Raw genomic sequence first — 22527 nt, 5'->3', positions numbered from 1 at the left:
ATCTGGCACGCTAGGACTCATGGAACACTTCGTCCTCGTCATCTCCACCGGCGGCACCATCGCCTCCACCACCGACGCCACCGGCGCGCGCGTCCCCACCCTGACCTGCGAGGAGCTCGTCTCCCGCAGCGGCACCACCGAGCCAGTGCGCACCTACGACGCCGCGAGCCTGGATTCCTCCTCAGTCACCCTCGCCGAGGTCGATACCTTGAGGTCGCTCGTGCGCAAAGCGCTTGACGACGCCTCCGTCACCGGAATCGTCATCACCCACGGCACCGACTCCATGGCCGATACCGCGCTCGCGCTCGACCTCGTCCACGACGACCCCCGCCCCGTCGTGCTCACCGGCGCGCAGCGCCCCGCCGACGCCGACGCGCCCGACGGGCCCGAGAACCTGCGCCGCGCGATCGACACCGCCGCCGACCCGCTGCGCCGCGGCCAGGGCGTGCTCGTCCACTTCGGCGGCGACACCCTACCGGCCCGTGGCCTGTACAAGGCCCACACCGGCGAGCTGCGCGCCTTCGCGCTCGCCGCCGACCGGCCGCTGCCCCGGCCCGCTGCCGCTCCCCTGGCCCAACTGGACGGGTGCAACATCCCCGTCATCGCGGCGTGGCCCGGTGCGGACGACGCGCTCGTAGACGCCGTTGCCGCCTCCCGCCCGGACGGCATCGTCGTCGCCGCGCTGGGGGCGGGCAACGTCTCCGAGCAGATGGGCACCGGCCTTGCCCGCGCCCTGGACGCCGGGATCCCGGTGGTCATTTCCACCTCCGTACCGCGCGGCGAGGTGGCGTTTGCCTACGGCGGCGCCGGCGGCGGCAGCACGCTCGGCGCGAAGGGCGCGCTGCCGGCGGGCTTCCTGCGCCCGGGCCAGGCACGCATGGCGCTCGCGACGGCGCTGGCCGCGGGCGTCGACCCGGCGCCGTTGCTCGGCGCGCGCTAGCTAGCCGTCGCGTTCCTCGGCGTCGCGCTCCTCCTCGAACCAGTCGTCCCAGTCCAGCGAGTCGAGCGGGTCCGCGGGCTGCAGCTGTTCGTCCGTCTCGCGCAGGCTCTTGATGCGCCCCGGCCCCGTCGAGCGGGTTTCAAAGCGGACGGTCACCCACCCCTTGCCCGCGCCCTGCACCCATCCGTGGCCGTACTCGGGGTGGAACACGTCCTGCGTGGCCTGCCAGATTCCCTGCTGGTGCCCGGCCTGCGTGTCCACCTCGATCTGCTCCTGAGTCACGTGGTCGCTCACCCCGGTCTCGTAGTCTGTCTCCGCCGAGGCGGGCTTCACAATCGCCTGGTCTAGCTCCGGGAAGAGCACGTCCTGGAGCGAGTGCTCGAGGCCCGAGTAGGAGACGCCGACGAGCCGTATCGGCCCGACCTCGTCCGGGTAGCGCACCAGCTTGAAGGCCGTGGCGAGCAAGGTGCCAGCGTCATCGGTGGCGTACGGAAGCGTGGCTGAGCGCGACTCGATGCGGAAATCCGCCATGCGCAGCTTGACCGTGACGGTGCGCGCCCCGCGACCGGCGCGGACCAGGCGTCGGTGCGAGCCCGCTGCCGCCCGCTCGAGCGCAGCGTCCACCTCCGCCTGCGTGGTGAGGTCCTGCGGGTAGGTGTGCTCCGACGAAATCTGCTTGGATTTCGCCCGCTGCGCGACCGGCCGGTCATCGATGCCGCGCGCCAGCGTCCACAGCTGCTTCGCCACGACGCCGCCGAGTGAGATGTCCACTTCCTTCTCGCTCAACGCGGCGAAGTCTCCAATCGTCTCGATGCCGGCCGCCGCGAGTTTCCCCTCCGTGACCGGGCCGACGCCCCACAGCTGGCTCACCGGGAGCGGGTGCAAGATGTCCAACTGCTCGTCGTGCGGGATGACAAAAACGCCGTCCGGTTTGGCCAAGCCGGAACCGATCTTGGCGTACTGCTTCCCGCTGCCGGCCCCGATGGAGCTGGGCAAACCGGTCTCTTGCTTGATCGCGTCGCGCAGGTCGTTGGCCCAAGCGCGGACGTGGTCCGGCGTGGCGTCGACAAGCTCCTCTGGCTCTAAGAACGCCTCGTCGATGGAGAGCTGCTCCATCACGTCCACGCGGCGGCGGATGATGTCAAAGACGCGTCGCGACGCCGCGCTATAGACCGGGCGACGCGGCGTGACCAGCACCGCCTGCGGGCCGATGAGGCGGGCGGCACGGTGGGTAGGCATGGCCGAGCGCGCGCCGAACTTGCGCGCCTCGTAGCTGGCGCCGGCGACCACGCCGCGCCCGGTGACCCCGGCGACCAGGACCGGGCGGCCTTTGAGGGTGGGCCGGGTGAGCTGCTCGCAGGACGCGAAGAAGGCGTCCATGTCGATGTGCAGCACCCAGCGAGTCATGCCCCAAGTCTGCCAATCATCGCTCACAAGTTCCAACTAGCAGGTTGGGGGCCACGGCGGTACGGGCAGGCGAGGGCTAGGCGTTCTTGCGCACCTGCGCCGTCACGCCGTCGATCACCTCGTGCACGGTCTGCTCGCCGGACAGGGCGTCGGTGGTGACGGAGAAGTCGGTGGCCAGGGTCTCGCCGGCGATGTGCTCGGCGTGGCGCTTGGCCCACCCCTCCTTCTCCGCCGGCACAGAGAGCACCACGGCGATGCGGTCGGAGACCTCGAAGCCCTCGCGCTTACGTGCGTCTTGCAGACCGCGGATCACATCGGCGGCCCAGCCCTCAGCCTCCAGTTCCTCGGTGACCTCGGTGTCCAGGACGACCAGGCCGGCGACGCCGTCGTTGGCGTCCACGCGCGCGGTGCTCTCCGGGTTCTCGGCCACGAGTCGCTCCGTGTAGAGCACCGGCGTAAGCACGATGTCGCCGTCGACCACCACATCGTCGCCGCGGCGCACGTAGTTGCCCGCCTTCACGTTCTTGATGGCGCGCTGCACGTCCTTGCCCAGCTTCGGTCCAGCGACCTTCGCGTTCACGACAACCTCGAAGGAACCCGCCGAATCCACGTCCTCGGTCAGCTCGACGGCCTTGACGTTGACCTCGTCGCGGATGACCGGGGCGAAGTCGGCAAGGTCATTCGCGTTCGGCAGCGCCACGGTGAGCTTGGGCAGCGGCAGACGGTTGCGCAGCTTGCGGGACTTGCGCACCGAGGAAGCCGCGGAGCACACCGCACGGGTGGCATCCATGGTGGCCACGAGTGCGTCATCAGACGGGATGGTGTCCGCCTTCGGGTAGTCCGTGAGGTGCACGGAGCGACCGCCGGTCAGGCCACGCCAGATGACCTCAGAGATGTACGGCAGCAGCGGCGCCGTGACGCGGGTGAGGATCTCCAGCACCGTGTACAGGGTGTTGAAGGCCTCCGGGTGCGCCTCCTGGCCCTCCCAGAACCGGTCGCGGGAGCGGCGCACGTACCAGTTGGTCAGGGTGTCGGCGAAGCGGCGAACCTCGTCGCAGGCATCGGCGATGCGGGTGTCTGCAAGCGCGGCATCGACAGCTGCGACCATGTCGTGCGTCTTGGCCAGGATGTAGCGGTCGAGCACGTCGGTGGAGTCCAGCGACCAGGTCGCCTCGTGCGAGCTGTAGAGCTGCAGGAACGAGTACGCGTTCCAGATTGGCAGGAGCGCCTGGCGCACGCCGTCGCGGATGCCTTGCTCGGTGACGATGAGGTTGCCGCCGCGCAGGATGGCGCTGGACATGAGGAACCAGCGCATCGCGTCAGAGCCGTCGCGGTCAAAGACCTCGTTGACGTCCGGGTAGTTGCCCTTGGACTTGGACATCTTCAGGCCGTCGTCGCCGAGCACGATGCCGTGGGCGACAACCTTCTTAAACGCCGGGCGGTCGAACAGCGCGGTGGACATCACGTGCTGGAGGTAGAACCAGCCGCGAGTCTGGCCGGAGTACTCCACGATGAAGTCGGCCGGCTGGCGGGTTTCAAACTCCTCCACGTTTTCAAACGGGTAGTGGTACTGGGCGAACGGCATCGAGCCGGACTCGAACCAGCAGTCCAGCACGTCCGGCACGCGGCGCATCATTGACTTGCCCGTCGGATCGTCCGGGTTGGGGCGCACCAGCTCGTCGATGTGCGGGCGGTGCAGCGATTCGGGGCGTCGGCCGAAGTCGCGCTCGAGCTCGTCGAGGGAGCCGTACACGTCGACGCGCGGGTACTCCGGGTTGTCCGACACCCACGCCGGCACCGGGGAGCCCCAGTAGCGGGTACGCGAGATGTTCCAGTCGCGCGCGCCCTCCAGCCACTTGCCAAACTGGCCGTCGCGGATGTGCGACGGGATCCAGTCGATCTGCTGGTTCAGTTCAACCATGCGGTCGCGGAACTCGGTGACCTTGACAAACCATGCCGGCAGCGCCATGTAGATGAGCGGCTCGCCGGAGCGCCAGGAGTGCGGGTAGGAGTGGACGATGGTCTGGTCGCGCACCACGCGGCCCGCGGCCTTGAGCTCGCGGATGATGTCGCGGTTCGCGTCAAACACCAGCTTGCCCTCGTACTCGGGGACGAGGCTGGTGAACTTGCCGTCGGCGTCGACCGGGATGACCAAGTCGATGTCGTACTTTTCGGTGGTGAGCATATCGTCTTCACCAAAGGCGGGTGCCTGGTGGACCACACCGGTACCGTCCTCGGTGGTGACGTAGTCCGCCAGGAGGATCATGAACGCGTTCTTCGTGTCCTTGAAGTAGTCGAAGACCGGCTCGTACTCCAGCCCCTCCAGCTGCGCGCCGGTGAAGGTGGCGACGACCTCCGGGTCCGTGCCCAGCTCCTTGGCGTAGGCGCCCATGAGGTCGGTAGCCAGGAGCAGTTTCGCTCCGGCGAAGCCCTCGACACCGTCCACGGCAACTCGGACCAGCGAGTACTCCACCTCCGGGTGGACCGCCAGGGCCAGGTTGGACGGGAGGGTCCAGGGGGTGGTGGTCCAGGCGATCGCGGCGGCGTCGTGAAGCTCCGGGTGCTCCTCCCACGTGGTTGCGGCGGCGAAGCCCTCACGGCCACCGGTGAACGGCATGGTCACCGTCACCGTGGGGTCCTGGCGCTCGCGGTAGGAATCGTCCAGTCGGGTCTCCTGGTTGGACAGCGGCGTGTGCTCCGCCCACGAGTACGGCAGGACGCGGAAGCCCTGGTAGATCAAGCCCTTGTCGTAGAGCTCCTTGAACGCCCACATGACGGACTCCATGAACTCCGGGTCCATCGTCTTGTAGCCGTTTTCAAAGTCCACCCAGCGCGCCTGGCGCGTGACGTAGTTTTCCCACTCGTCCGCGTAGTGCATGACGGACTTTGCGCAGTACTCGTTGAAGCGCTCGAGGCCCATGTCCTCGATCTCCGCTTTGTCCTTGATGCCCAGCTGCTTCTCCGCCTCCAGCTCGGCGGGCAGTCCGTGGCAGTCCCAACCGAACACGCGCGGCACGTGGTAGCCGGACATCGTGCGGTAGCGCGGGACGATGTCCTTGACGTAGCCGGTGAGCAGGTGGCCGTAGTGCGGCAGGCCGTTGGCAAACGGCGGGCCGTCGTTGAACACGTACTCTTCGGCGTCTTCACGGTTCTTCAGCGAGGCCTGAAAGGTCCCGTCGCTGTTCCAGTAGTCCAGCACGATCCGTTCCATGTCCGGGAACCGGCTGCTGCCACCAGTCATGTCTACCTTGGGGTAGACGCCACCTACCTCGGTCATCATTCCTCCACGCACGTTGCGGTTCTCGTGCAGGGACGCGGCAAGCCGCGCGGTACCACCCTGCTTGAAGCCAACCGCAGGGCCGGCTCCCGCTTCATTTGTGGTGAAGGAAGTGACGTCTCCCCTTGTTCACGTCCGGTTCTACTTGCCGCGGCCCTGGAGCCGCGGGGTTCTTCCGAAAACGCTCCCCGGTGATGGCCGGATCAGCACGTGCGCTGTTGAAGTGCCTCGCCAGTATAACGCACTCCTGGCCGGTGCGGTGCGGAGCATGCTTATCGACGCCAACGCCCCGCCCACGAACCTCATCCCAGGTCCGCGCGCGGGGCGTTGAGAGCGCGTGCTGTGCTACTTCGCGCCAGCGTCGCCGCTCGGTGCGGAGGTGCCGCGGGTCTCCAGCTCCTCAAGCTGGGACTGCAGCAGGGTCTTCAGGCGAGTGCGGTACTCGCGCTCGAAGGTGCGGAGCTCGGCAATACGGTTCTCCAACGCGTTCTGCTGCTGCTTGACCGTGTTCATGATCTCCGTGTGCTTGCGCTCTGCATCGGCCTGCAGCTTGTGCGCCTGCTCCTCGGCCTGACGGATCTGCGCCTCGGCACGGTAGTTTGCGTCGCTGGTGGTCTCCTGCGCCTTCTTCTCGGCGTCCGCCACGAGCTGCTTCGCGCGGGTCTCCGCGGTCGTGGTGGTCTCGGCCGCGCGCTTCTTCGCGTCCTCGAGCTGGGTGTGGGAGCGGGACTCCGCATCGGCGAGCTGCTTCTTCGCCTTGGTGTCTGCGTCCGCAAGCTGGCGCGCGGCGGCACCGCGGGCCTCATCCAGCATGGAGCGGGCCTCAGCCTGCGCGTCGCTGGTCAGACGGTCCGCCATCTCCTGTGCCAGGCCAAGGACCTTGGCGGCCTGGACGTGGGTATCGGCGGAGGCAGCCTCAGCGGATGCCCCGGCAGCCGCAGCTGCGGCAGGCGCGGCGATGGAGGAGCCCTGCGTGGTGCTCTTGGCTGCGGACTCTGCGGAGCGCTTCGCCTCAGCAACACGCTTGTCGGCGTCCTGCTTTGCGGCCTCGGCCTGCTTGCGGGCCTTTTCCGCCTCGCTCTTCGCGGTGCGGGCCTCGGCCTCTGCCTTGTCCGTGGCAGTCTTCGCGTCACGCAGCTTCTTCTCGTACTCAGCACGGAGCTCCTGCTCGACCTGCTTGCGCACAGCCGCCTCGTCGACTGCAGAGGACTGCGACGCGGACGCGGCTGCAGCACCGCCGGTCGCGGCGCCGCCAGCGGCAACCTCGTCCACGCGGGCGCGCAGATCATCGTTCTCGTCCTGCAGTTGGGCGAGCGTGTCCTCAACGAGGTCCAGGAACTGGTCGACCTCATCCTCGTTGTAGCCCCGCTTGCCAATCGGAGGCTTACTGAAAGCGACATTGTGCACGTCTGCTGGAGTCAGCGGCATGGGCGTTCCCTTCGAAGTCAGTGACGTACCCGGCTACCCGGGCACAGGATTTCCTCCCACGTTACGGGAAAGCAATCCATATTTCTAATAATTTGTAACGCTTTTACCCGACGATTCTAGCCGATACGGAGAGCTCCGCCACGTCGAGTCAATCTATTTATACACGTGAACACGCGGTCTGTGTCGAGTGAAGCGCAAAAAGCGGGGTAAAATCGCACTTATTCAAGGATCTCTACCTCCGGTTGAGCTGCAGGTTTCCACTCTCAGACAAACGGAGTAATGAGGGTGGCGCGAATTACCATCTGCACCACGACGAGGACGACAAACAGCACGATCACGCTGAGGTCAAAACCGATGCCGTTGGACATCCGCAACGGCGGGATCATCCTCCGCAGTGCCTTCACCGGGGGATCCGTCACCACAAAGATCGCCTCCCCAGCAACCATGAACCAGTGGGGCGGGTCGAAGTGCCGGGAAAAGCTTTCCACCATTTCAATAATGACGCGGAGGATCACCACGAACGAATAGAGGCCAACGAGGGCGTACAGTATTGCTCCGAAAATTGCCACGTGAGCCACCATACCTATAGCAAAACGCGCGGGGTGCAACCGCTACCCCGCGCGTGTCACGTCCTACCGGCTAGACACCGGCTAGACCAGGTGCGCTCGACGCTGCAGGTCCTGCTCATCAACGTCAACCCCATCGGGCACGATGGCGAAGACGCGACGGTCGACGTCAAGACGCGACGTCAGGTTGTGCATCGTGCCCCGCAGCGCCATGCACAGGCCGGAGGAGAAGTCGATGAACGCCTTCGCCTGCACCTTGCTCAGGCTGGTCAGGTCCATGATCACAATGTTGCCATCACGGAAGGGCTCGCCCACCTGCTTCGCGTCCTGGTACGAGTGCAGCATCGGAATCACAACCTGGGCGTCGCGACGCACGCGCGGCTCGGCATAATCGCGGTCGGCTGCGGAGGAGTAACGGTGCGCACGCGACGGCTCAACATCGCGGACGTCCCGGACCTCATGCGCAGCGTGGGCGGACTGAGCACGGCGATCACCGCGATCGTCGCGCATGTCCGTGCCAACACGGCCATCACGGTCATCACGGTCATCACGGTCATATGCGTCGTCGTAGTAGGCGTCGTCCTCGCCGTAGGGGCCGAGGCCGAGGAATTCCTTCGCGCTGTCAAAAATAGACATTGATCGTGCTCCTTGATTGCGGTGCTTAAAGTGCCCCTTGTACTGCCCAATGCTGCTCAGATCGAGGCCAAACCGGGACAAAGACCGGACAAATACCGGGCGTGTTATTTGTAAGGTTCGCGCTTAGCCTACGGGCCGCGGACCAACCACAGCTGTTCCGACACGCACCACGTCTGAGCCGTGCGCAATAGCGAGCTCGAAGTCGCCGGACATCCCTGCCGACATCCGCAGCGTACGCCCCAGCTTGGCCGACCACTCGTCCGTCAGCTGGCGGACGAGCGCGAAGACCTCGCCTGGTTCGGCGTCCAGCGGCGGCACGACCATGAAACCGTCAAAGGCCAGGTGTTCCGCGTCCTCGACGGCCCCGACAACGTCCGAGACCGTCTCCTCCGCGGCAACGCCGCCGAATGACGCGCCATCCAGCGCGACGCCGCCGCGGCTGGTGTCGCCGTCGGCGGACACCTGCACCAAGCAGCGCAGCACGTCTCCGGCACCGTCCCGGCGGTCGCCGCGCTCGATCGCGAGCGCCATCCCGCGGTCCAGCCCCCGGGCGAGCTTGACCGAGTCCACCGAGTGGACCTCGGACGCCCATCGGGCCACGGCGTTAGCCTTCTTGGATTGGATTTGGCCGATCATGACTATCCCACAGTCCACGCCGTCGGTGGCGAGCGTTTCCGCCTTCGCGCGCGCCTCCTGCTCACGGTTCTCCCCCACCAGGCGGACCCCGGCGGCGGCGAGCGCTTCGACTGTTCCAGCACCGTGGAACTTGGTCACCGGCAGGAGCGCCACGCTTCCCGGCTCGCGGTTGGCTGCGCGTTCCGCAGCGCGGATCCGGTCTTGCACGGTCTCGAGGTTCTCGCGCAGCTGCGCCGCGCTGAGGTCGCCGTGCTGTTGCTCGGCATGTTGCCCGGCGTGTTGCTCAGTCATTTATTTCGCCCCCGTCAGCCAAATCACGCCGGCCTGACGCCCCGTCGTGCCCTCGCGGCGGTGAGAGAAGAAGGACTCGTCCGTAATGGTGTCGCGCGGGTCGGCGTCGATGTGCGTCACGCCCAGCGAAAGCAGTTGGCGCACGATACCGGCACGGATGTCCAGGCCCGCCGTCCCCTTGCTCGTGGCGCAACGGGCGCCCGGCAGGTGCGCTTCCACGTCGTCCGCCATCTCCGCGGGGACCTCGTAGGACTCGCCCGCCGCGGCCGGTCCCAAAAGCGCTTGGATATTGGCCGGCTTCGCCCCCAGCTCCACCATCTGCTGCACGGTGCGTGCCACGATGCCATTGCGCGCGCCCAACCGGCCCGCGTGGACGGCGGCGATGACGCCTGCGTCGTGGTCCGAAAGCAGCACCGGAGTGCAGTCCGCGACCAGCACGCACAACGCAAGTCCGGTCTGGGTGGTCACGAGAGCGTCGGTCGCTTCGACGGGGTCGGCCTGGGGGCCGTCGACCACGGTGACGGAGTTGGTGTGGAGCTGTTCCATCCACACGAAGTGCTCTTCGGGGAGGTCGAGGATGGTGGCGAGGCGGCGTCGATTAGCATGCACCTGCGCTTCGTCGTCCCCGACGTGGAGCGCGAGGTTGAAGCTGTCGTACGGGGACGCAGAAGCCCCGCCGGCACGGGAGGTAAACACCATGCGGACGGGGCGGGTTGTCAGGCTTTCCATGCCAACAAGGCTACCCGGCTCACGCTGCCGGGCGAGCGCTGGTGGTTAACGCAGGAAATCGGGGACGTCGAGATCGAAATCGTCGTCGCCGCGGTTGTCACGATCGTCGCGACGGGCCTCGCCGCGGTCGCCGTAGCTACGGTCGGAGCTGGTGAACAGGCCACCTCGCTGCGAATCGTAGCTGTGGCGCGGCTGGCGGTCCTCGTAGCCACGCTGGCTGGGCGCGGGCTGGTTGGTCTCCACCGCGCGGTCGTCGAATAGCGAGCCGCGGGACGGGGCCGGGGTGGCCGAGGACGCGCCGTCGATCTGTGCCGCGCTGGAGCCGGACTGCGCCTGGGCGGTCTGAATCTGCGGCTCGCCCTGGCGGGCGGCCTCTGCACGCACGTTGGCCTTCTCGTCAAAGCCGGTGGCGATGATGGTCACGCGGACCTCGTCGCCCAGGTTGTCGTCGATGATCGTGCCGAAGATGATGTTCGCGTCCTCATCGGCCTTGCCCTCGACGATGGAAGCCGCGTTGTTGACCTCCATCAGGCCGAGGTCCGAGCCGCCGGCGACGGAGATCAGCACGCCCTTAGCGCCCTCCATGGTGGCCTCGAGCAGCGGGGAGTTGATGGCCTGCTCGGTCGCGGTCATCACGCGGTTGTCTCCGCGCGCGGAGCCGACGCCCATGAGCGCGGAGCCGGCGTCGGCCATGACAGAGCGCACGTCGGCGAAGTCGACGTTGATCATGCCTGGGATGGTGATCAGGTTGGTAATACCCTGCACACCGTTGTAGAGCACCTCATCGGCGGCGCGGAACGCGTCCATCATGGACAGCTCCGCCTCTCCCAGCTGCAGCAGGCGATCGTTCGGGATGACGATGACGGTGTCGCAAACCTCCTTGAGCGCCTCGATGCCCTCGAGTGCCTGGCGGGTGCGGCGCTTGCCCTCAAAGGTGAACGGGCGGGTGACCACGCCGATGGTCAGGGCGCCCATCTTCTTGGCAATGCCGGCGACGACCGGCGCCGCACCGGTGCCGGTGCCGCCGCCCTCGCCGGCGGTCACGAACACCATGTCGGAGCCCTTCAGCGACTCCTCGATCTCCTGCTTGTGGTCCTCCGCGGAAGTACGGCCAACCTCCGGGTTCGCACCCGCGCCGAGGCCACGAGTGGCTTCGCGGCCGATGTCCAGCTTCGTATCGGCATCCGTAAACAGCAGCGCCTGCGAGTCGGTGTTAATGGCGACGAATTCGACGCCCTTCAGGCCTTCTTCGATCATGCGGTTGACGGCGTTGACGCCACCGCCGCCGACACCGACAACGCGGATCATGGCGAGGTAGTTCGCGGGAGAGGTCATGGTGTGGTGACTCGCCTTTCAAACAGTGAGGAGTGGTTTCTTTCTAACGCGTTCCATCATGAATGACACAACGGAGATTTTTGTTTTCTCCCCCGGCGTGTCACGACCCTCAACCTCTACTTTAGAGTTTTGACCTGGGGTTTTACCGCGACGTGACGAGTTCCGGGTTCGAGATATTGAACTCCGTGCCCTCCAGTTGCAGCACGGTCTCAAGCGCGAGCGCCTTATTTATGTTGTCCTCCGCAGCACCCCACGTCACTTGCCGCCCGCCGGCTACGTGCAGCACGTACTCGTACGGCCCGCGCGCCTCCAAAGACTCGACCTCGCCACGGGCTTTTTCGCTTATCGACGCCGCGATCTCCACCGCGTGCCGCTTCCCCTCCTCATCACCGATTCCGGGCCCAACCAGCTCCATCGCGCCCGCCGGGGGCTCGGCGATAATGAAGTCCTTGCCTTCGTCGTCGATCAAGTGCGCGCCGTCATCCTCGGTGACAAACGCGACCGGCTTGTGCTCGTCCACCACGACATCGATGGCACTCGGCCAGTCGCGCTTGACCGTCACGGAGCTCACCCACGGGTTCCCTGCAACGCGCTGCGCGGCACCCTGCACGTCCACCCGGCCCATCGGCGTTTCCGGCTCGATCCCCGTGAGGTCCTGGACCTCGCCGGTGCTGAGGTTCTGGGTGCCGTCCACGTTGATCCCGTGGACCGGCATCATCGGGGTAAACGGCATGATCGCGCCCACGACGCCGATGACCACAACGGCAAGGGCCACGGAGCCGACGGCGCGACGACGCCTCCGCATGCGCTTGGCGCGCGACGCCGCGTCGTCGACCGGTGTCGGCGGCTCCTCGGCTGCCGCTTCGGCGCGCGGCGCCGCGGTAGATTCATAGGCACGCACGCGTGCGGGACTGGTTTTCTCGCCCGGCTCGGGCTCGGGCTCCGGCTCGCTCTCGTCCCACTCCTCCGGGTCGAGCTCGCCCTCGTCCGCGGGGTCGACGGCTCCCTCGTCCGCGGGGTCAACGTCGCCGTCGACCTCCGGGATCTGCGGCTCCTCGCGCGAGTCGTCTGAATCTTGCGAGTCTTGCGGATCTTGGGCGTCTTGAGTGTCTTGGGGCTCCTCCGGGTCCGGGGTGCCGGAACTGCCGATCACGGTGGACATTTAGGCCTCCGCGCCCGGCGTCGCGTTTCCCGAGAGCTCGCGGAGGATCTCCGGCGCGAGCAGCGTCACGCTGCCCGCACCCATCGTCAGCACGAGGTCGCCCGGCTTCGTCAGGGACGCCACCGTCCGCGGCGCCGCAGAGAAGTCGGGCTCCAAGCGGACCTCGGTCCCGTCCGCGATGCGGTCGGTGATGATCCGCGAGGTTACACCCTCCACGGGGGTTTCTCGGGCTCCGTAGATGTCGAGGACGACGCAGGCGTCGGCAAGCGAAAGGGCCTGGGCAAACTCCTCGGCGAAGGCTTCGGTGCGGGAGTAGAGGTGCGGCTGGAAGCAGACGATGACGCGCGCGCCGTTGCCCTCGGTGGTCACCTTGTCGCGCGCGGCGGTGAGCACCGCGTTGACCTCGGTCGGGTGGTGGGCGTAGTCATCGTAGACGCGCACGCCGTCGAAGTCGCCGCCCTCGACCTGGCCGCGGAACTCGAAGCGGCGGCGCACACCGGAAAAGTCGGTGAGCCCCTCCCCCAGCTTCTCCGGGTCGGCGCCGGCAAGCACGCCAGCGAGCAGCGCGGCCGCGGAGTTGAGCACCATGTGGCGGCCCGGGACACTGAGCTGATAGCGCACCGTGGCGGTGTGTTCGGGCACGTTCAGCTCCACAGTCGTCGTGACGTAGGAGCCTTCCACCGTTTCCTCGGTGATCACGGCGCCGGCGGGGACGTCGGGGTGGGCCGCGACGGCCTCCGCGGTGCCGTAGCCAAGCACGTTCACGCCCCGGGCGGCGGCACGCTCACCGCACTCGGCTGCGTGCGGGTCGTCCAGGCAGACCACGAGGTGGCCGCCGGGCTGGACGCGGTCGGCGAAGTCGTCGAAGACCTGGAAGTACGCCTCGTGGGTTTTGAAGAAGTCGAGGTGGTCGGGCTCGATGTTGGTAATCACCGCGACGTTCGGCTTGTAGCGAAGCAGCGACGCGTCCGACTCGTCCGCCTCGGCTACGAACACGTCGCCGGCTCCGTGGTGGGCGTTCGTGCCGGCGCGGTTGAGCTGACCACCAATGGCAAAGGAGGGGTCCACCCCGGCCGCCTGCAGCGCCACCACCGCCATGGACGTGGTGGACGTCTTGCCGTGCGTCCCGGCGAGGAGCACCTGGGTGTAGCCCTCCATGAGCTCGCTCAGCAGATCGGAGCGGCGGATCACCGGGATTCCCTCCTCGGCAGCACGCACCAGCTCCGGGTTGTCCTTGGGGATCGCAGCGAAGCTGGTCACCACGACGGTCGGGAGCTCACCGGAAAGCTCGAGGTTTTCGCGCGCGTGGCCAATGGCCACCTCCGCGCCCTGCAAGCGCAGCGCGCGGACCGGGCACGACTCCTTCACGTCCGAACCGGTGACCACGGAGCCGCGGTCGAGCAGGATGTGGGCCACGCCGGACATGCCGGCGCCGCCGATGCCGATGAGGTGGACGCGGGAGAGGTCGATTGTGGTCTCGGCCGGGTCGGAAGCGCCCGGGGTAGTCGTCGGCGTCATTGGGGTCTCCTTCTAATCGGGTGAATCGGCGGGGGCTACTGGTGAGCGCTGCGGGCGGCGGCCTTGGTGATGCGCCGCGCGAGTTCCTCGGCCACGTTGCCAGCGCCCGAGGTTTCGAGGGCGCTGCGCATCTCTTGGTAACGGTCCGGGCTGCTCAGGATTCCCAGGACTTCTTCGGCGAGGGCGTCGGGGGTGAGCGACGCGTCGTCGATACGCACTGCGGCCCCGGTGGCAACAAGGTGCGCGGAGTTGAGCCCCTGCTCGCCGTTGCCGTGCGGCAGCGGGATGTAGATCGCGGGCAGTCCTGCGGCGGAGTTCTCTGCCACGGTCATGGCGCCGGAGCGGCAGACCACGAGGTCCGCGACAGCGTACGCGGCCTCCATATCGTCGATGTACGGCACGGCCGTGTAGCCGTTCATGGTCACGGGAGCGTCGTTCTTGCGGCCGTACGCGTGCAGGACCTGGAACCCCGCGCCGGTGATCCGCTCCACCGCGCCGGCAAGCGCGCGGTTAATGTTCACCGCGCCCTGGGACCCGCCGGTGACCAGGACCGTCTTCGTGTTGGGGTCCAGGTCCCACATCTTGTATCCGCGCCCGGCCTTCGCCCCGTCCGGGTCGTCTCCCACGCCCGGGCGCACGGGGATCCCGACGACGTCGCCGGCCATGCCCGAGTTCGGCACGGCGTTGAGCCCAATGCCGCCGAGTCGCACGCCGAGCTTGTTCGCCATACCGGCCAGCGCGTTGGTCTCCAGGACAAAGAACGGCAGACGCAGCTGGCGCGCGGCCAGGTACGCGGGACCGGCGACGTATCCGCCGGTGCCGAAGACCACGTCCGCGCCGCTCTCCTTCATGATGTCCGCGGTTTGACGCACTGCGCGGCGCAGCTTCAGCGGGATGCCCGCCCACTTCAGCGGCTGCTTGCGGGGCATCGGCACCGGGTCAATGAGCTCGAGCTCGAATCCTCGCGCGGGCACAATGGTCGTCTCCAACCCTTTCTCCGTGCCCAGAGCGACGACGCGCGCGCCATAGGTGTCGCGCAGGACCTCGCCGACCGCGAGGGCGGGCTCGATGTGGCCCGCAGTGCCGCCGCCGGCTACCACCACATTGAGCTGGGTGTTGAGCTGGGTACCGTCTCCGTCGTGCGTTTCAGCCATTGCCGTATTTCCGCCTTTCACGTCGCTGACCGGCAGCGTTAGCCGGCCCGGCGCTCGCCCCTGCGAGCGCTGTTTCGTGGTTCATCGTAGCGCGCCTGCTCGCGGCGCCTGCTCGGGCGACCTCGTTCGCCGTCGGTGCGGCGACCGGACCCCGCCGCGCCGCGCGCCGTGACGGGTGTGCCGAAGCGCGCGTCGCGCTGGTTCGGTCGAACGACGCGCCCCGAGCGCGACCCTTCGCGCTTGCGCGATGTGGTTTTCGGGCGCGGGGTGCCTTGCTTATCGACGGGCCGCGGCTCCCCAATCAACAACAGTTGGTCAAAGAGCGGACGCCCGTAGTTCTGCATCGCAGAAACTGCATCCGGCTCGTGGCGCGCCACCGAGGCGAGCACGCCCATGGCGCCGAACGTGATCACCGCGGACGTGCCACCCGCGGAGAGCATCGGCAGCTGGATGCCGGTCACAGGCAGGAGGCCGACGACGTAGCCAATGTTGATGAACGCCTGGGAGACCACGGCGGCCGCCAGCGAGGCAGCCATGAGCCGCTGCTCCTGCGTCTGCGCGCGGCGCGCGGCCCGCAGGCCGAAGTAGCCGAGCATGGCGAACAGGCAGATCACCAGCGCGCCGCCCCACAGGCCGAGCTCCTCGCCGATGACGGCGAAGATGAAGTCGTTTTGCGCCTCCGGGAGGTAGAACCACTTCGCGCGAGATTGGCCGAGTCCGACGCCGAAGAGGGCGCCGTCGGCAAGCGAAAGAAAGCCCTGGTGCGACTGGAACGCGATACCGCGCGTGTCCTCGAAGTGCCCGAGGAGCGCGTCGAAGTAGACGTGGAAGCGGTTGGAACGGAAGCCGCCCGCCGCGAACTGGCTGAAGAGGAAGATCGCGCCGATGCCGGCGAAGATGCCGATCGTGCGCCACGAGATACCAGCGAAGAGCAGGATGAACGCGACGACGAGCGCGAACGAGACCGCCATGCCGAAGTCTCCCTGCGCCGCGATGAGCGCCAGGCAGATGACCGAGACGACGGTGAAACGCAGCGTGCCGGTTCCGGCCTGCAGCGGGCGTGTGGCGTCCTTGTTGGCCACCTCTTGCGCGCCCCAGATTGCAATGGCGATGCGGGCGAGCTCCGAGGGCTGCAAGCGCAGCGGCCCGAGCTCGAGCCAGGATTGCGAGCCCACCGATTCCTTACCCGTGCCCAGCGGCGTAAGCACCGCGATGAGCAGGAAAACCGCCACCCACATGAGCACGACGCTGAGCTTGTGCAAACGGGACGGCGGGATCTTCAACGCGGCCCAGAACGCGACCAGGCCGCCGATGACCATGAGGAGCTGGCGCAGTGCGATGCTCCACGGCGCCTGGTTGTTCGCCACCGACATGGCCATGGATGAGCTGAGCACCATCACGACGCCGAGGCCGGCGAGGACGAGCACCACAGTGCGGATCATGGTGTAGTCCAGCAGCGGGCGCGAGTCCATGAACTCGCCCAGGCGACGCGAGGCGTTGCCCAGCCGGGACTCCTGTCGGACCGCGGCGCTGGAACGCTCGGCGGGGCGGCGCCCGCGAGTCGCCCCGGCCGGGCGCTCCGACCTCCTGTGATTGTCTGGTTTCAGCGTCATCGAATGCGTCCTGTGGCCTTTCGTCGTTTCAACCAGCGTGGTTCGTGTTACTCGTGTTAGCAGTGTCTCATTGCTGCGGCGCGAAATTCGTCGCCACGCGCTGACATTCCGGAATACATATCCAAACTTGCAGCAGCCGGGGCTAATAACACGGAATCCCCAGGCTGCGCTACGGAAGCTGCGAACTCAACCACGTTGTCCATCGCTTCGGCCGGGTCGGTGCTCTCCGTGACAAATATGGGCACCTGCGGGGCGAGCCGCTGCAGCGCGTCGCGCAGGATTTCGCGGTCTGTCCCCATGAGCGCCACAGCGCGGAACTGTGCGGAGTGCTCGTGGATGAGCTCGTCCACGCTTGCGCCCTTGAGCTGTCCGCCCGCGACCCACACGACGGTGCCCGCGCCCGACAGCGCGGAGTGGGCGGCGTGCGGGTTGGTGGCCTTGGAGTTGTCCACCCAATCCACGCCCCCACCACTGTGGACGACGGCGCCGCGGTGGTCGGCCACGCGGTACGCGTCCAACCCGTCCTGGATGTGGGCGGGCGTCGCACCCTGGGTGAGCGCCACCGCCGCCGCGGCGGCGGCGTCGAGCAAGCCCGCGGCCCCTGGGGGCTGGATGCGCGTGGCTGAAGCGAGGTCCACGGGATCGTCGCTCCTCCAGCGAGAGACCAGCCGACCTCCCTCCACGCCAACCTGGCCGGGCTCGAGGGCGCGCAGCGTGAAGCCGATGACGTCGTCTCGGCCGGTTGCCGCCACCAGTTTGGTCACCTCCGGGTCGTCTGCGCCGGCGACCGCGCTGGGAGCGCGCAGCACTTTCGCCTTATCGGACGCGTAGTTGGCAAAGGAGCCGTGCCAATCCAGGTGGTCGTCCGCGAGGTTGAGCAGCACGCCCGCATCGGGGACGAGCTGGGTGGACCAGTGCAGCTGGAAGCTGGAGAGCTCGGCCACCAGCACGTCGACGCGTTCCTCGGCCAGCAGGGCGTCTGCGACGGCCACGCCGATGTTGCCGCAGGCCTGCGCGCGCTTGCCGGTGTCGTGCCCGCACTTTGTCATGATGGAGGCGAGCATGCCGGTGGTGGTGGTCTTGCCGTTCGTGCCGGTGACCACCAGCCACTCGCGAGGCGCGCCGAACGCGCCCGCGCGGTCGAGCCGGAAGCACAGTTCTACGTCCCCGATGACCTCGAGGCCGACCTGTGCGGCCTGGACGAGCAGCGGGGTGTCCGGGCGCCAGCCGGGGGATGTCACCACGGTGGCGAAGTCGGCGAAGCGCTCGGCCGCCTCCGCGGTCGTGATGACGGGAGCGCCGGTGGCATCGCGGACCGCGTCGCGGCCCGACGCGCTGTCGTCCGCGACCGTGTACTCCACCCCGAGGGCGGAAAGCATGCGGGCCGCGCCGAGGCCGGAGACGCCGGCTCCGGCGACGAGCACGGGGGCGTCGATAAGCATGTGCCCCTGCGTCTGGGAGGTCATTTACGCGCTCACCCCGTCTTGCGTGAGCCACTCGCCGTAGAACAGCGCGAGACCGAGCGCGACGGCCATAGCGGAGATGATCCAGAAGCGAACCACCACGGTGGTCTCGGCCCAACCGCCGTTTTCAAAGTGGTGGTGGAACGGCGCCATGCGGAACACGCGCTTGCCGGTCGTCTTGTACGACGCGACCTGGATGACCACAGAGCCTGCCTCCATGACAAACAGCGCGCCAACCACGATCATGAGCAGCTCGGTGCGAGAGGCCACGGAGAGCCCCGCAACCAGTCCGCCGAGCGCGAGCGATCCGGTGTCACCCATGAAGATCTTGGCCGGCGCCGCGTTCCACCACAGGAAGCCGATGCAGGCACCAAAGCCGGCGGCGGCGAGGATGGCCAGGTCGAGCGGGTCGCGGACCGCGTAGCAGCCGGGGGTTGCGGACAGCGAGCAGGAGTTACGGAACTGCCAGAACGTGATGGCCACGTACGCGGACATCACCAGTGCGGTCGTGCCCGAGGCGAGACCGTCGAGGCCGTCGGTGAGGTTGACCGCGTTGGACCAGGCCGCGAGCAGGATGTAGATGAACACGAGGAAGACAAGCGTGCCGAGGACGCCGCCGCCGACCGCCAGGTCGATCGTTTCAATGTCTCGCACGAAGCTCAGCGCGGTTGAGCCGGGGGTCAGCCCCTCGTTGTCCGGGAACTGCAAGATGAGAATGCCAAAGGTGAGCGCGATGGCCAGCTGCGCTACCAGCTTCGCGGTCTTGTTCAGGCCCAGGTTGCGGTGCATGAACAGCTTGATGCCGTCGTCCGCAAACCCAACGAGGCCGAGCGACAGGGTCAGTCCAAGCACGATGAGGCCGCTGGCGGTGAACGCTTCGTGCCCGGTAAACAGCGCGATCAGCGAGCTGAGAATGTAGCTGACGGTAATCGCGACGAGGATCGCGATACCGCCCATCGTCGGCGTGCCGCGCTTGCGCGCGTGGGACTGCGGGCCGTCCTCGCGGATCTCCTGCCCCATGGCCCGCCGGTGGAAATACCGGATGAGCACGGGCGTCAGGAAAATGGCCACGAGGAAGCTGATAATCCCTGCGCTTAAGACTTGAACCATTGAAGTGCTACCTTGCTAGAAATTTTTACTGTTGAGTTGTTGAGCGCTGGGCGCATGCTTATCGACGCCCACCCGCCACCTACGGCGACGGAGACAGATCAGCTATGAGGATAATTGCGTTGGTCGTCCCTTAAGCGATGACCCGCCAGAAGTTCCTCGGCGACCCTCCACAACTTGACCGCGTTGGAGGCCTTCACCAGCACCACGTCGCGGTCGGTACGGTGTTCCCAGCCCGACTCGCCCGGCGGCGCGGCGGACAAGAGCCGGCGCACGGCGGCGGTGGCCTCCTGCGCATCCGCGACCTGTTGGGCCTGGATGCCGTGTTCTTGCGACCCGAGCAGCAGCGCCTCCATCGGCGCGGTATGTCCGACGGCGATGAGGTGGGTGACGTGGTAGCGCCCGAGTTCCTCGGCGAGGGCGGCGTGGGCGGCGACCGCGTCGTTGCCCAGCTCCCCCATCTCGCCGAGCACCGCGACGGAGCGCACCCCGGGGCGGGCGGCAGCGGTGTAGCCCAGCGCCGCGATGCCGGCGCGCATGGATTCTGGGTTGGCGTTGTAGGCATCATTGATCACGGTGACGCCGTCCTCGCGCGTGTTCACGTCCATGCGGTTGACCGACACGGAGCGGGCGGCGCTGAGTGCCTCGGCCACCTGGGCCGCGTCGAGCCCGGCCTGGACGCCGACCGCCGCGGCGGCCAGCGCGTTGGACACCTGGTGGGCACCGAAGACCCCGAGCGAGACGCGCTGGGGTTCCGCGTCCGGGCAGTGCAGGACGAAGGACGCGCGAGCGATGGCGTCCAGGGTGATGTCGGTGGCGTAGAAGTCGCCGCCGCGCGGGCGCGTGGAAAAAGTGACGACTCGCGCGTTGGTGCGCGACGCCATGGCGGAGACAAGGTCGTCGTCCGCGTTAAGGACCGCCACGCCGCCTTCTTCCGCCGACGGCAGCGCCTCCACGAGCTCGCCCTTGGCCAGGGCGATGTTCTCGCGCGATCCGAACTCGCCAATGTGGGCGGAGCCGACGTTGAGCACCACGCCGATCTGTGGCGGGGCGATCTTGGCCAGGTGGGCAATGTGCCCGATGCCGCGTGCGGACATCTCCGCGACCAAGAAGTCGGTGTCCTCGGTGCAGCGCAGCACGGTATAGGGGTGACCGATCTCATTATTAAACGACCCCGGGGGCGCTACCGTCTCTCCAGCGCGCGTGAGCAGCGTGGCCATGAGGTCCTTGGTCGACGTCTTTCCGGCGGAACCGGTCACCCCGGCGATGGTCAGGTTGTGGGTCGCGCTCAGCTCCCGCGCCACGTAGGCGGCGAGCTTGCTCATGCCCTGGACGACGCCCGCGGTGGATCCGTCCGGGTCCCCGGCAGCCAAGTCGGAGTTGTCACCTTCGCGGGGCGGGACCTTCGGCACGATGATGGCGGGGACGCCAACCTCGCGCGCGGTGAGTGCGGCGACCGCACCGTCGCGCACCGCCGCCTCGGCGAAGTCGTGGCCGTCCACCCGCGCGCCCCGGAGCGCAACGAACAGGCCGCCGGGGACTAGCTTGCGCGAGTCGAACTCCACGTTGCCGGTGACCACCGCGTCCGGGTCGGCCTCCGGGCTCAGCGTCCCGCCGGTGATCTCAGCGATTGTTGCCAGGCTCAGCGGTATCATGCGTGCTCCTTCTCGGCTCCCGCCGCGTAGCCGTGCTCGGCCAGCGCGCGGCGCATCTCTTCCCTGTCATCAAAGTGGTGGGTCGTGGTTCCCACGATCTGGCCGACCTCGTGGCCCTTGCCAACCACCACGATCGCGTCGCCGGGCTGCGCCCAGGCGACCAGCTCGTCAATGGCACCGGCGCGCGAGTCGTTCTCCCGGATCTCGGCGTCTGCTCCGGCGGCCTCCTCCGCGCCCTTGCGCACCGCCGCGCGAATCGTGGCCGGGTCTTCCGTGCGCGGGTTATCATCCGCCACCACGACAAAATCCGCGCCGCGGGCGGCCTCCGCGCCCATAATCGCGCGCTTAGACGAGTCGCGGTCGCCGCCCGCGCCAACGACAATGCCCACGCGGCCGTCAACTTGCTTGCGCAGTGTCTGCAGCACCGCGGCGATCGCGGCTGGCTTGTGCGCGTAGTCCACGACCGCGACAAAGTCCTGGCCGGCGTCGATGCGTTCCATACGGCCGGGCACCGCGGCGTTGGCGAGCCCCTGGATGAACGGCCAGGCGGCCACGCCGCAGGTGGTGGCCATCCCCACCGCCAGCGCGGCGTTGGCCACGTTGAACGCGCCCGGCATGGGCAGCCGGAACTCGTAGTCGTGTCCGTCGTGGGTCAGCGCGATGTGTTGCGCGCCGCTCTCCTCCACGGAGACCTGGTGGGCCTGCACGTCGAGGCCTTCCTGGCCGTGGGTCCCCACGGTGACGGGGTGCGCGGCGCGTTGGGCCATCCGCTCGCCCCACTCGTCATCCACGCCCACCACGCTCTTCTTGGCTGCAAACGGAGATTGCGGGTCGAAGAACAACGCCTTCGCCTCGAAGTAATCCTCCATCGTCGGGTGGAAGTCGAGGTGATCCTGGCTCAGGTTGGTAAACCCGGCGACGTCGAAATCAGTGCCGCCGACTCGGCCGAGCATCAGCGCGTGCGAGGACACCTCCATCACCACGTGGGTCACACCTTCGTCCCGCATCCGCGCAAACAGCGCCTGCAGCGCCGGCGCTTCCGGGGTGGTCAGCTTCGACGGGACGTCGCGCCCCGCAATCCGCGTGCCCGTCGTGCCGATCAGCCCCACCTTGTGCCCCGCAGCGGTCAGCCCGCGCTCGAGCAAATACGTCGTTGTCGTCTTGCCGGAGGTCCCGGTCACGCCGAGCAGGAGCATGCTTTTCGACGGCCACCCGTAGACCTCTGCCGACACCTCGCCGAGCACGGCGCGGACGTCCTCGACGACCAGCACGGGCCGCTCGTCTCCGGTGGCGGCGATGATGTCCAGGCCGGCGGCGTCGGTAAGCATTGCCCCCGCCTGCGAGCCCTCGGCGAACGACGCGCCGTGGACGCGGGTGCCGGGCAGCGCCGCGAACAGCCCGCCCGGCTCGATCGCGGTGGAGTCGAGGCTGATCGAGGCGATCTGCGTGTCGTCGGCGGGCGGGTTGACCACGCGCGCCCCGGCGATCTGCGCGAGGTGCTGCAGCGTGGGTGCTTCGGTGTTCATGTGGCCTCCTTGTGTTGGCGGTTGCTGCTGGCTATTAAGTTGTGTCGTGACTGGGCGCTGGGCACTAGGCGTTGGGCACTGCAC

The 22527-nt window shown here is 67.7% G+C and carries 17 protein-coding genes; 1 reads left to right on the top strand and 16 read right to left on the bottom strand.

Annotation, left to right across the window (positions count from 1 at the left end; genetic code table 11):
• Positions 1 to 19: 19 nt before the first annotated feature.
• Positions 20 to 940 carry an asparaginase gene (locus OVO38_RS08420; RefSeq protein ID WP_095278035.1) on the top strand — a complete coding sequence of 307 codons (921 nt, stop codon included), beginning with the start codon at positions 20 to 22 and terminating at the stop codon, positions 938 to 940.
• On the opposite strand, the gene OVO38_RS08415 is transcribed toward OVO38_RS08420, so the two are convergent.
• The 16 genes from OVO38_RS08415 to OVO38_RS08340 form a co-directional block, all read right to left on the bottom strand.
• Positions 941 to 2347: a DNA polymerase IV gene (locus OVO38_RS08415; RefSeq protein WP_095534872.1), complete on the bottom strand. Its 1407-nt coding sequence runs from the start codon at positions 2345 to 2347 to the stop codon at positions 941 to 943. It abuts the gene before it with no gap.
• Positions 2348 to 2423: 76 nt separating this feature from the next.
• Positions 2424 to 5627 (bottom strand): isoleucine--tRNA ligase, encoded by a 3204-nt coding sequence (gene ileS, locus OVO38_RS08410; RefSeq protein WP_267208228.1) that lies wholly within the window; start codon positions 5625 to 5627, stop codon positions 2424 to 2426.
• Between the two features lie 342 nt (positions 5628 to 5969).
• A complete protein-coding gene (locus OVO38_RS08405; protein ID WP_267208227.1) occupies positions 5970 to 7052 on the bottom strand; it encodes a DivIVA domain-containing protein in 1083 nt (360 codons plus the stop codon).
• A 263-nt stretch (positions 7053 to 7315) separates the two neighbouring features.
• Positions 7316 to 7621, bottom strand: coding sequence for a YggT family protein (locus tag OVO38_RS08400; RefSeq protein WP_095278043.1), 306 nt, complete (start codon positions 7619 to 7621; stop codon positions 7316 to 7318).
• Positions 7622 to 7702: 81 nt separating this feature from the next.
• A complete protein-coding gene (gene sepF, locus OVO38_RS08395) occupies positions 7703 to 8254 on the bottom strand; it encodes a cell division protein SepF (RefSeq protein ID WP_267208226.1) in 552 nt (183 codons plus the stop codon).
• A 123-nt stretch (positions 8255 to 8377) separates the two neighbouring features.
• Complete coding sequence (locus OVO38_RS08390; protein WP_267208225.1) at positions 8378 to 9181, bottom strand: YggS family pyridoxal phosphate-dependent enzyme; 804 nt, start codon at positions 9179 to 9181, stop codon at positions 8378 to 8380.
• Positions 9182 to 9910 (bottom strand): peptidoglycan editing factor PgeF, encoded by a 729-nt coding sequence (gene pgeF, locus OVO38_RS08385; protein WP_267208224.1) that lies wholly within the window; start codon positions 9908 to 9910, stop codon positions 9182 to 9184. It abuts the gene before it with no gap.
• A gap of 45 nt (positions 9911 to 9955) precedes the next feature.
• Positions 9956 to 11245: a cell division protein FtsZ gene (ftsZ, locus tag OVO38_RS08380; protein ID WP_095553918.1), complete on the bottom strand. Its 1290-nt coding sequence runs from the start codon at positions 11243 to 11245 to the stop codon at positions 9956 to 9958.
• Positions 11246 to 11387: 142 nt separating this feature from the next.
• On the bottom strand, positions 11388 to 12407 hold the full coding sequence (locus tag OVO38_RS08375; RefSeq protein WP_267208223.1) for a cell division protein FtsQ/DivIB: 1020 nt from the start codon (positions 12405 to 12407) through the stop codon (positions 11388 to 11390).
• A complete protein-coding gene (gene murC / locus OVO38_RS08370; RefSeq protein ID WP_267208222.1) occupies positions 12408 to 13925 on the bottom strand; it encodes a UDP-N-acetylmuramate--L-alanine ligase in 1518 nt (505 codons plus the stop codon). It abuts the gene before it with no gap.
• Between the two features lie 35 nt (positions 13926 to 13960).
• Entirely contained in the window at positions 13961 to 15079 is a 1119-nt protein-coding gene (locus OVO38_RS08365) for a UDP-N-acetylglucosamine--N-acetylmuramyl-(pentapeptide) pyrophosphoryl-undecaprenol N-acetylglucosamine transferase (RefSeq protein ID WP_267208221.1), read from the bottom strand.
• Positions 15080 to 15117: 38 nt separating this feature from the next.
• A complete protein-coding gene (locus tag OVO38_RS08360; RefSeq protein WP_416358583.1) occupies positions 15118 to 16692 on the bottom strand; it encodes an FtsW/RodA/SpoVE family cell cycle protein in 1575 nt (524 codons plus the stop codon).
• A gap of 56 nt (positions 16693 to 16748) precedes the next feature.
• Entirely contained in the window at positions 16749 to 18158 is a 1410-nt protein-coding gene (gene murD / locus OVO38_RS08355; protein ID WP_267208220.1) for a UDP-N-acetylmuramoyl-L-alanine--D-glutamate ligase, read from the bottom strand.
• Complete coding sequence (mraY, locus tag OVO38_RS08350) at positions 18159 to 19265, bottom strand: phospho-N-acetylmuramoyl-pentapeptide-transferase (RefSeq protein ID WP_095536825.1); 1107 nt, start codon at positions 19263 to 19265, stop codon at positions 18159 to 18161.
• Between the two features lie 98 nt (positions 19266 to 19363).
• A complete protein-coding gene (locus tag OVO38_RS08345) occupies positions 19364 to 20917 on the bottom strand; it encodes a UDP-N-acetylmuramoyl-tripeptide--D-alanyl-D-alanine ligase (protein WP_267208219.1) in 1554 nt (517 codons plus the stop codon).
• Positions 20914 to 22443: a UDP-N-acetylmuramoyl-L-alanyl-D-glutamate--2,6-diaminopimelate ligase gene (locus OVO38_RS08340; protein WP_267208218.1), complete on the bottom strand. Its 1530-nt coding sequence runs from the start codon at positions 22441 to 22443 to the stop codon at positions 20914 to 20916. Before OVO38_RS08340 ends, OVO38_RS08345 begins: the two co-directional genes overlap by 4 nt.
• Positions 22444 to 22527 lie beyond the last annotated feature (84 nt).

The sequence above is a fragment of the Corynebacterium sp. Marseille-P8863 genome (genome assembly GCF_946902955.1).
Taxonomy (GTDB): Bacteria; Actinomycetota; Actinomycetes; order Mycobacteriales; family Mycobacteriaceae; genus Corynebacterium; species Corynebacterium gottingense.
This window is presented reverse-complemented; position numbering and strand designations above follow the sequence as displayed.

What these genes read in the sequence shown, in the direction of transcription:
- OVO38_RS08405 (WP_267208227.1), bottom strand. Translation starts at nt 7,052, where the DNA reads ATGCCGCTGACTCCAGCAGACGTGCACAATGTCGCTTTCAGTAAGCCT.
- sepF (WP_267208226.1), bottom strand. Translation starts at nt 8,254, where the DNA reads ATGTCTATTTTTGACAGCGCGAAGGAATTCCTCGGCCTCGGCCCCTAC.
- murD (WP_267208220.1), bottom strand. Translation starts at nt 18,158, where the DNA reads ATGACCTCCCAGACGCAGGGGCACATGCTTATCGACGCCCCCGTGCTC.
- OVO38_RS08375 (WP_267208223.1), bottom strand. Translation starts at nt 12,407, where the DNA reads ATGTCCACCGTGATCGGCAGTTCCGGCACCCCGGACCCGGAGGAGCCC.
- OVO38_RS08415 (WP_095534872.1), bottom strand. Translation starts at nt 2,347, where the DNA reads ATGACTCGCTGGGTGCTGCACATCGACATGGACGCCTTCTTCGCGTCC.
- OVO38_RS08360 (WP_416358583.1), bottom strand. Translation starts at nt 16,692, where the DNA reads ATGACGCTGAAACCAGACAATCACAGGAGGTCGGAGCGCCCGGCCGGG.
- OVO38_RS08345 (WP_267208219.1), bottom strand. Translation starts at nt 20,917, where the DNA reads ATGATACCGCTGAGCCTGGCAACAATCGCTGAGATCACCGGCGGGACG.
- OVO38_RS08390 (WP_267208225.1), bottom strand. Translation starts at nt 9,181, where the DNA reads ATGACTGAGCAACACGCCGGGCAACATGCCGAGCAACAGCACGGCGAC.
- OVO38_RS08340 (WP_267208218.1), bottom strand. Translation starts at nt 22,443, where the DNA reads ATGAACACCGAAGCACCCACGCTGCAGCACCTCGCGCAGATCGCCGGG.
- OVO38_RS08420 (WP_095278035.1), top strand. Translation starts at nt 20, where the DNA reads ATGGAACACTTCGTCCTCGTCATCTCCACCGGCGGCACCATCGCCTCC.
- pgeF (WP_267208224.1), bottom strand. Translation starts at nt 9,910, where the DNA reads ATGGAAAGCCTGACAACCCGCCCCGTCCGCATGGTGTTTACCTCCCGT.
- murC (WP_267208222.1), bottom strand. Translation starts at nt 13,925, where the DNA reads ATGACGCCGACGACTACCCCGGGCGCTTCCGACCCGGCCGAGACCACA.
- mraY (WP_095536825.1), bottom strand. Translation starts at nt 19,265, where the DNA reads ATGGTTCAAGTCTTAAGCGCAGGGATTATCAGCTTCCTCGTGGCCATT.
- ftsZ (WP_095553918.1), bottom strand. Translation starts at nt 11,245, where the DNA reads ATGACCTCTCCCGCGAACTACCTCGCCATGATCCGCGTTGTCGGTGTC.
- OVO38_RS08365 (WP_267208221.1), bottom strand. Translation starts at nt 15,079, where the DNA reads ATGGCTGAAACGCACGACGGAGACGGTACCCAGCTCAACACCCAGCTC.
- ileS (WP_267208228.1), bottom strand. Translation starts at nt 5,627, where the DNA reads ATGATGACCGAGGTAGGTGGCGTCTACCCCAAGGTAGACATGACTGGT.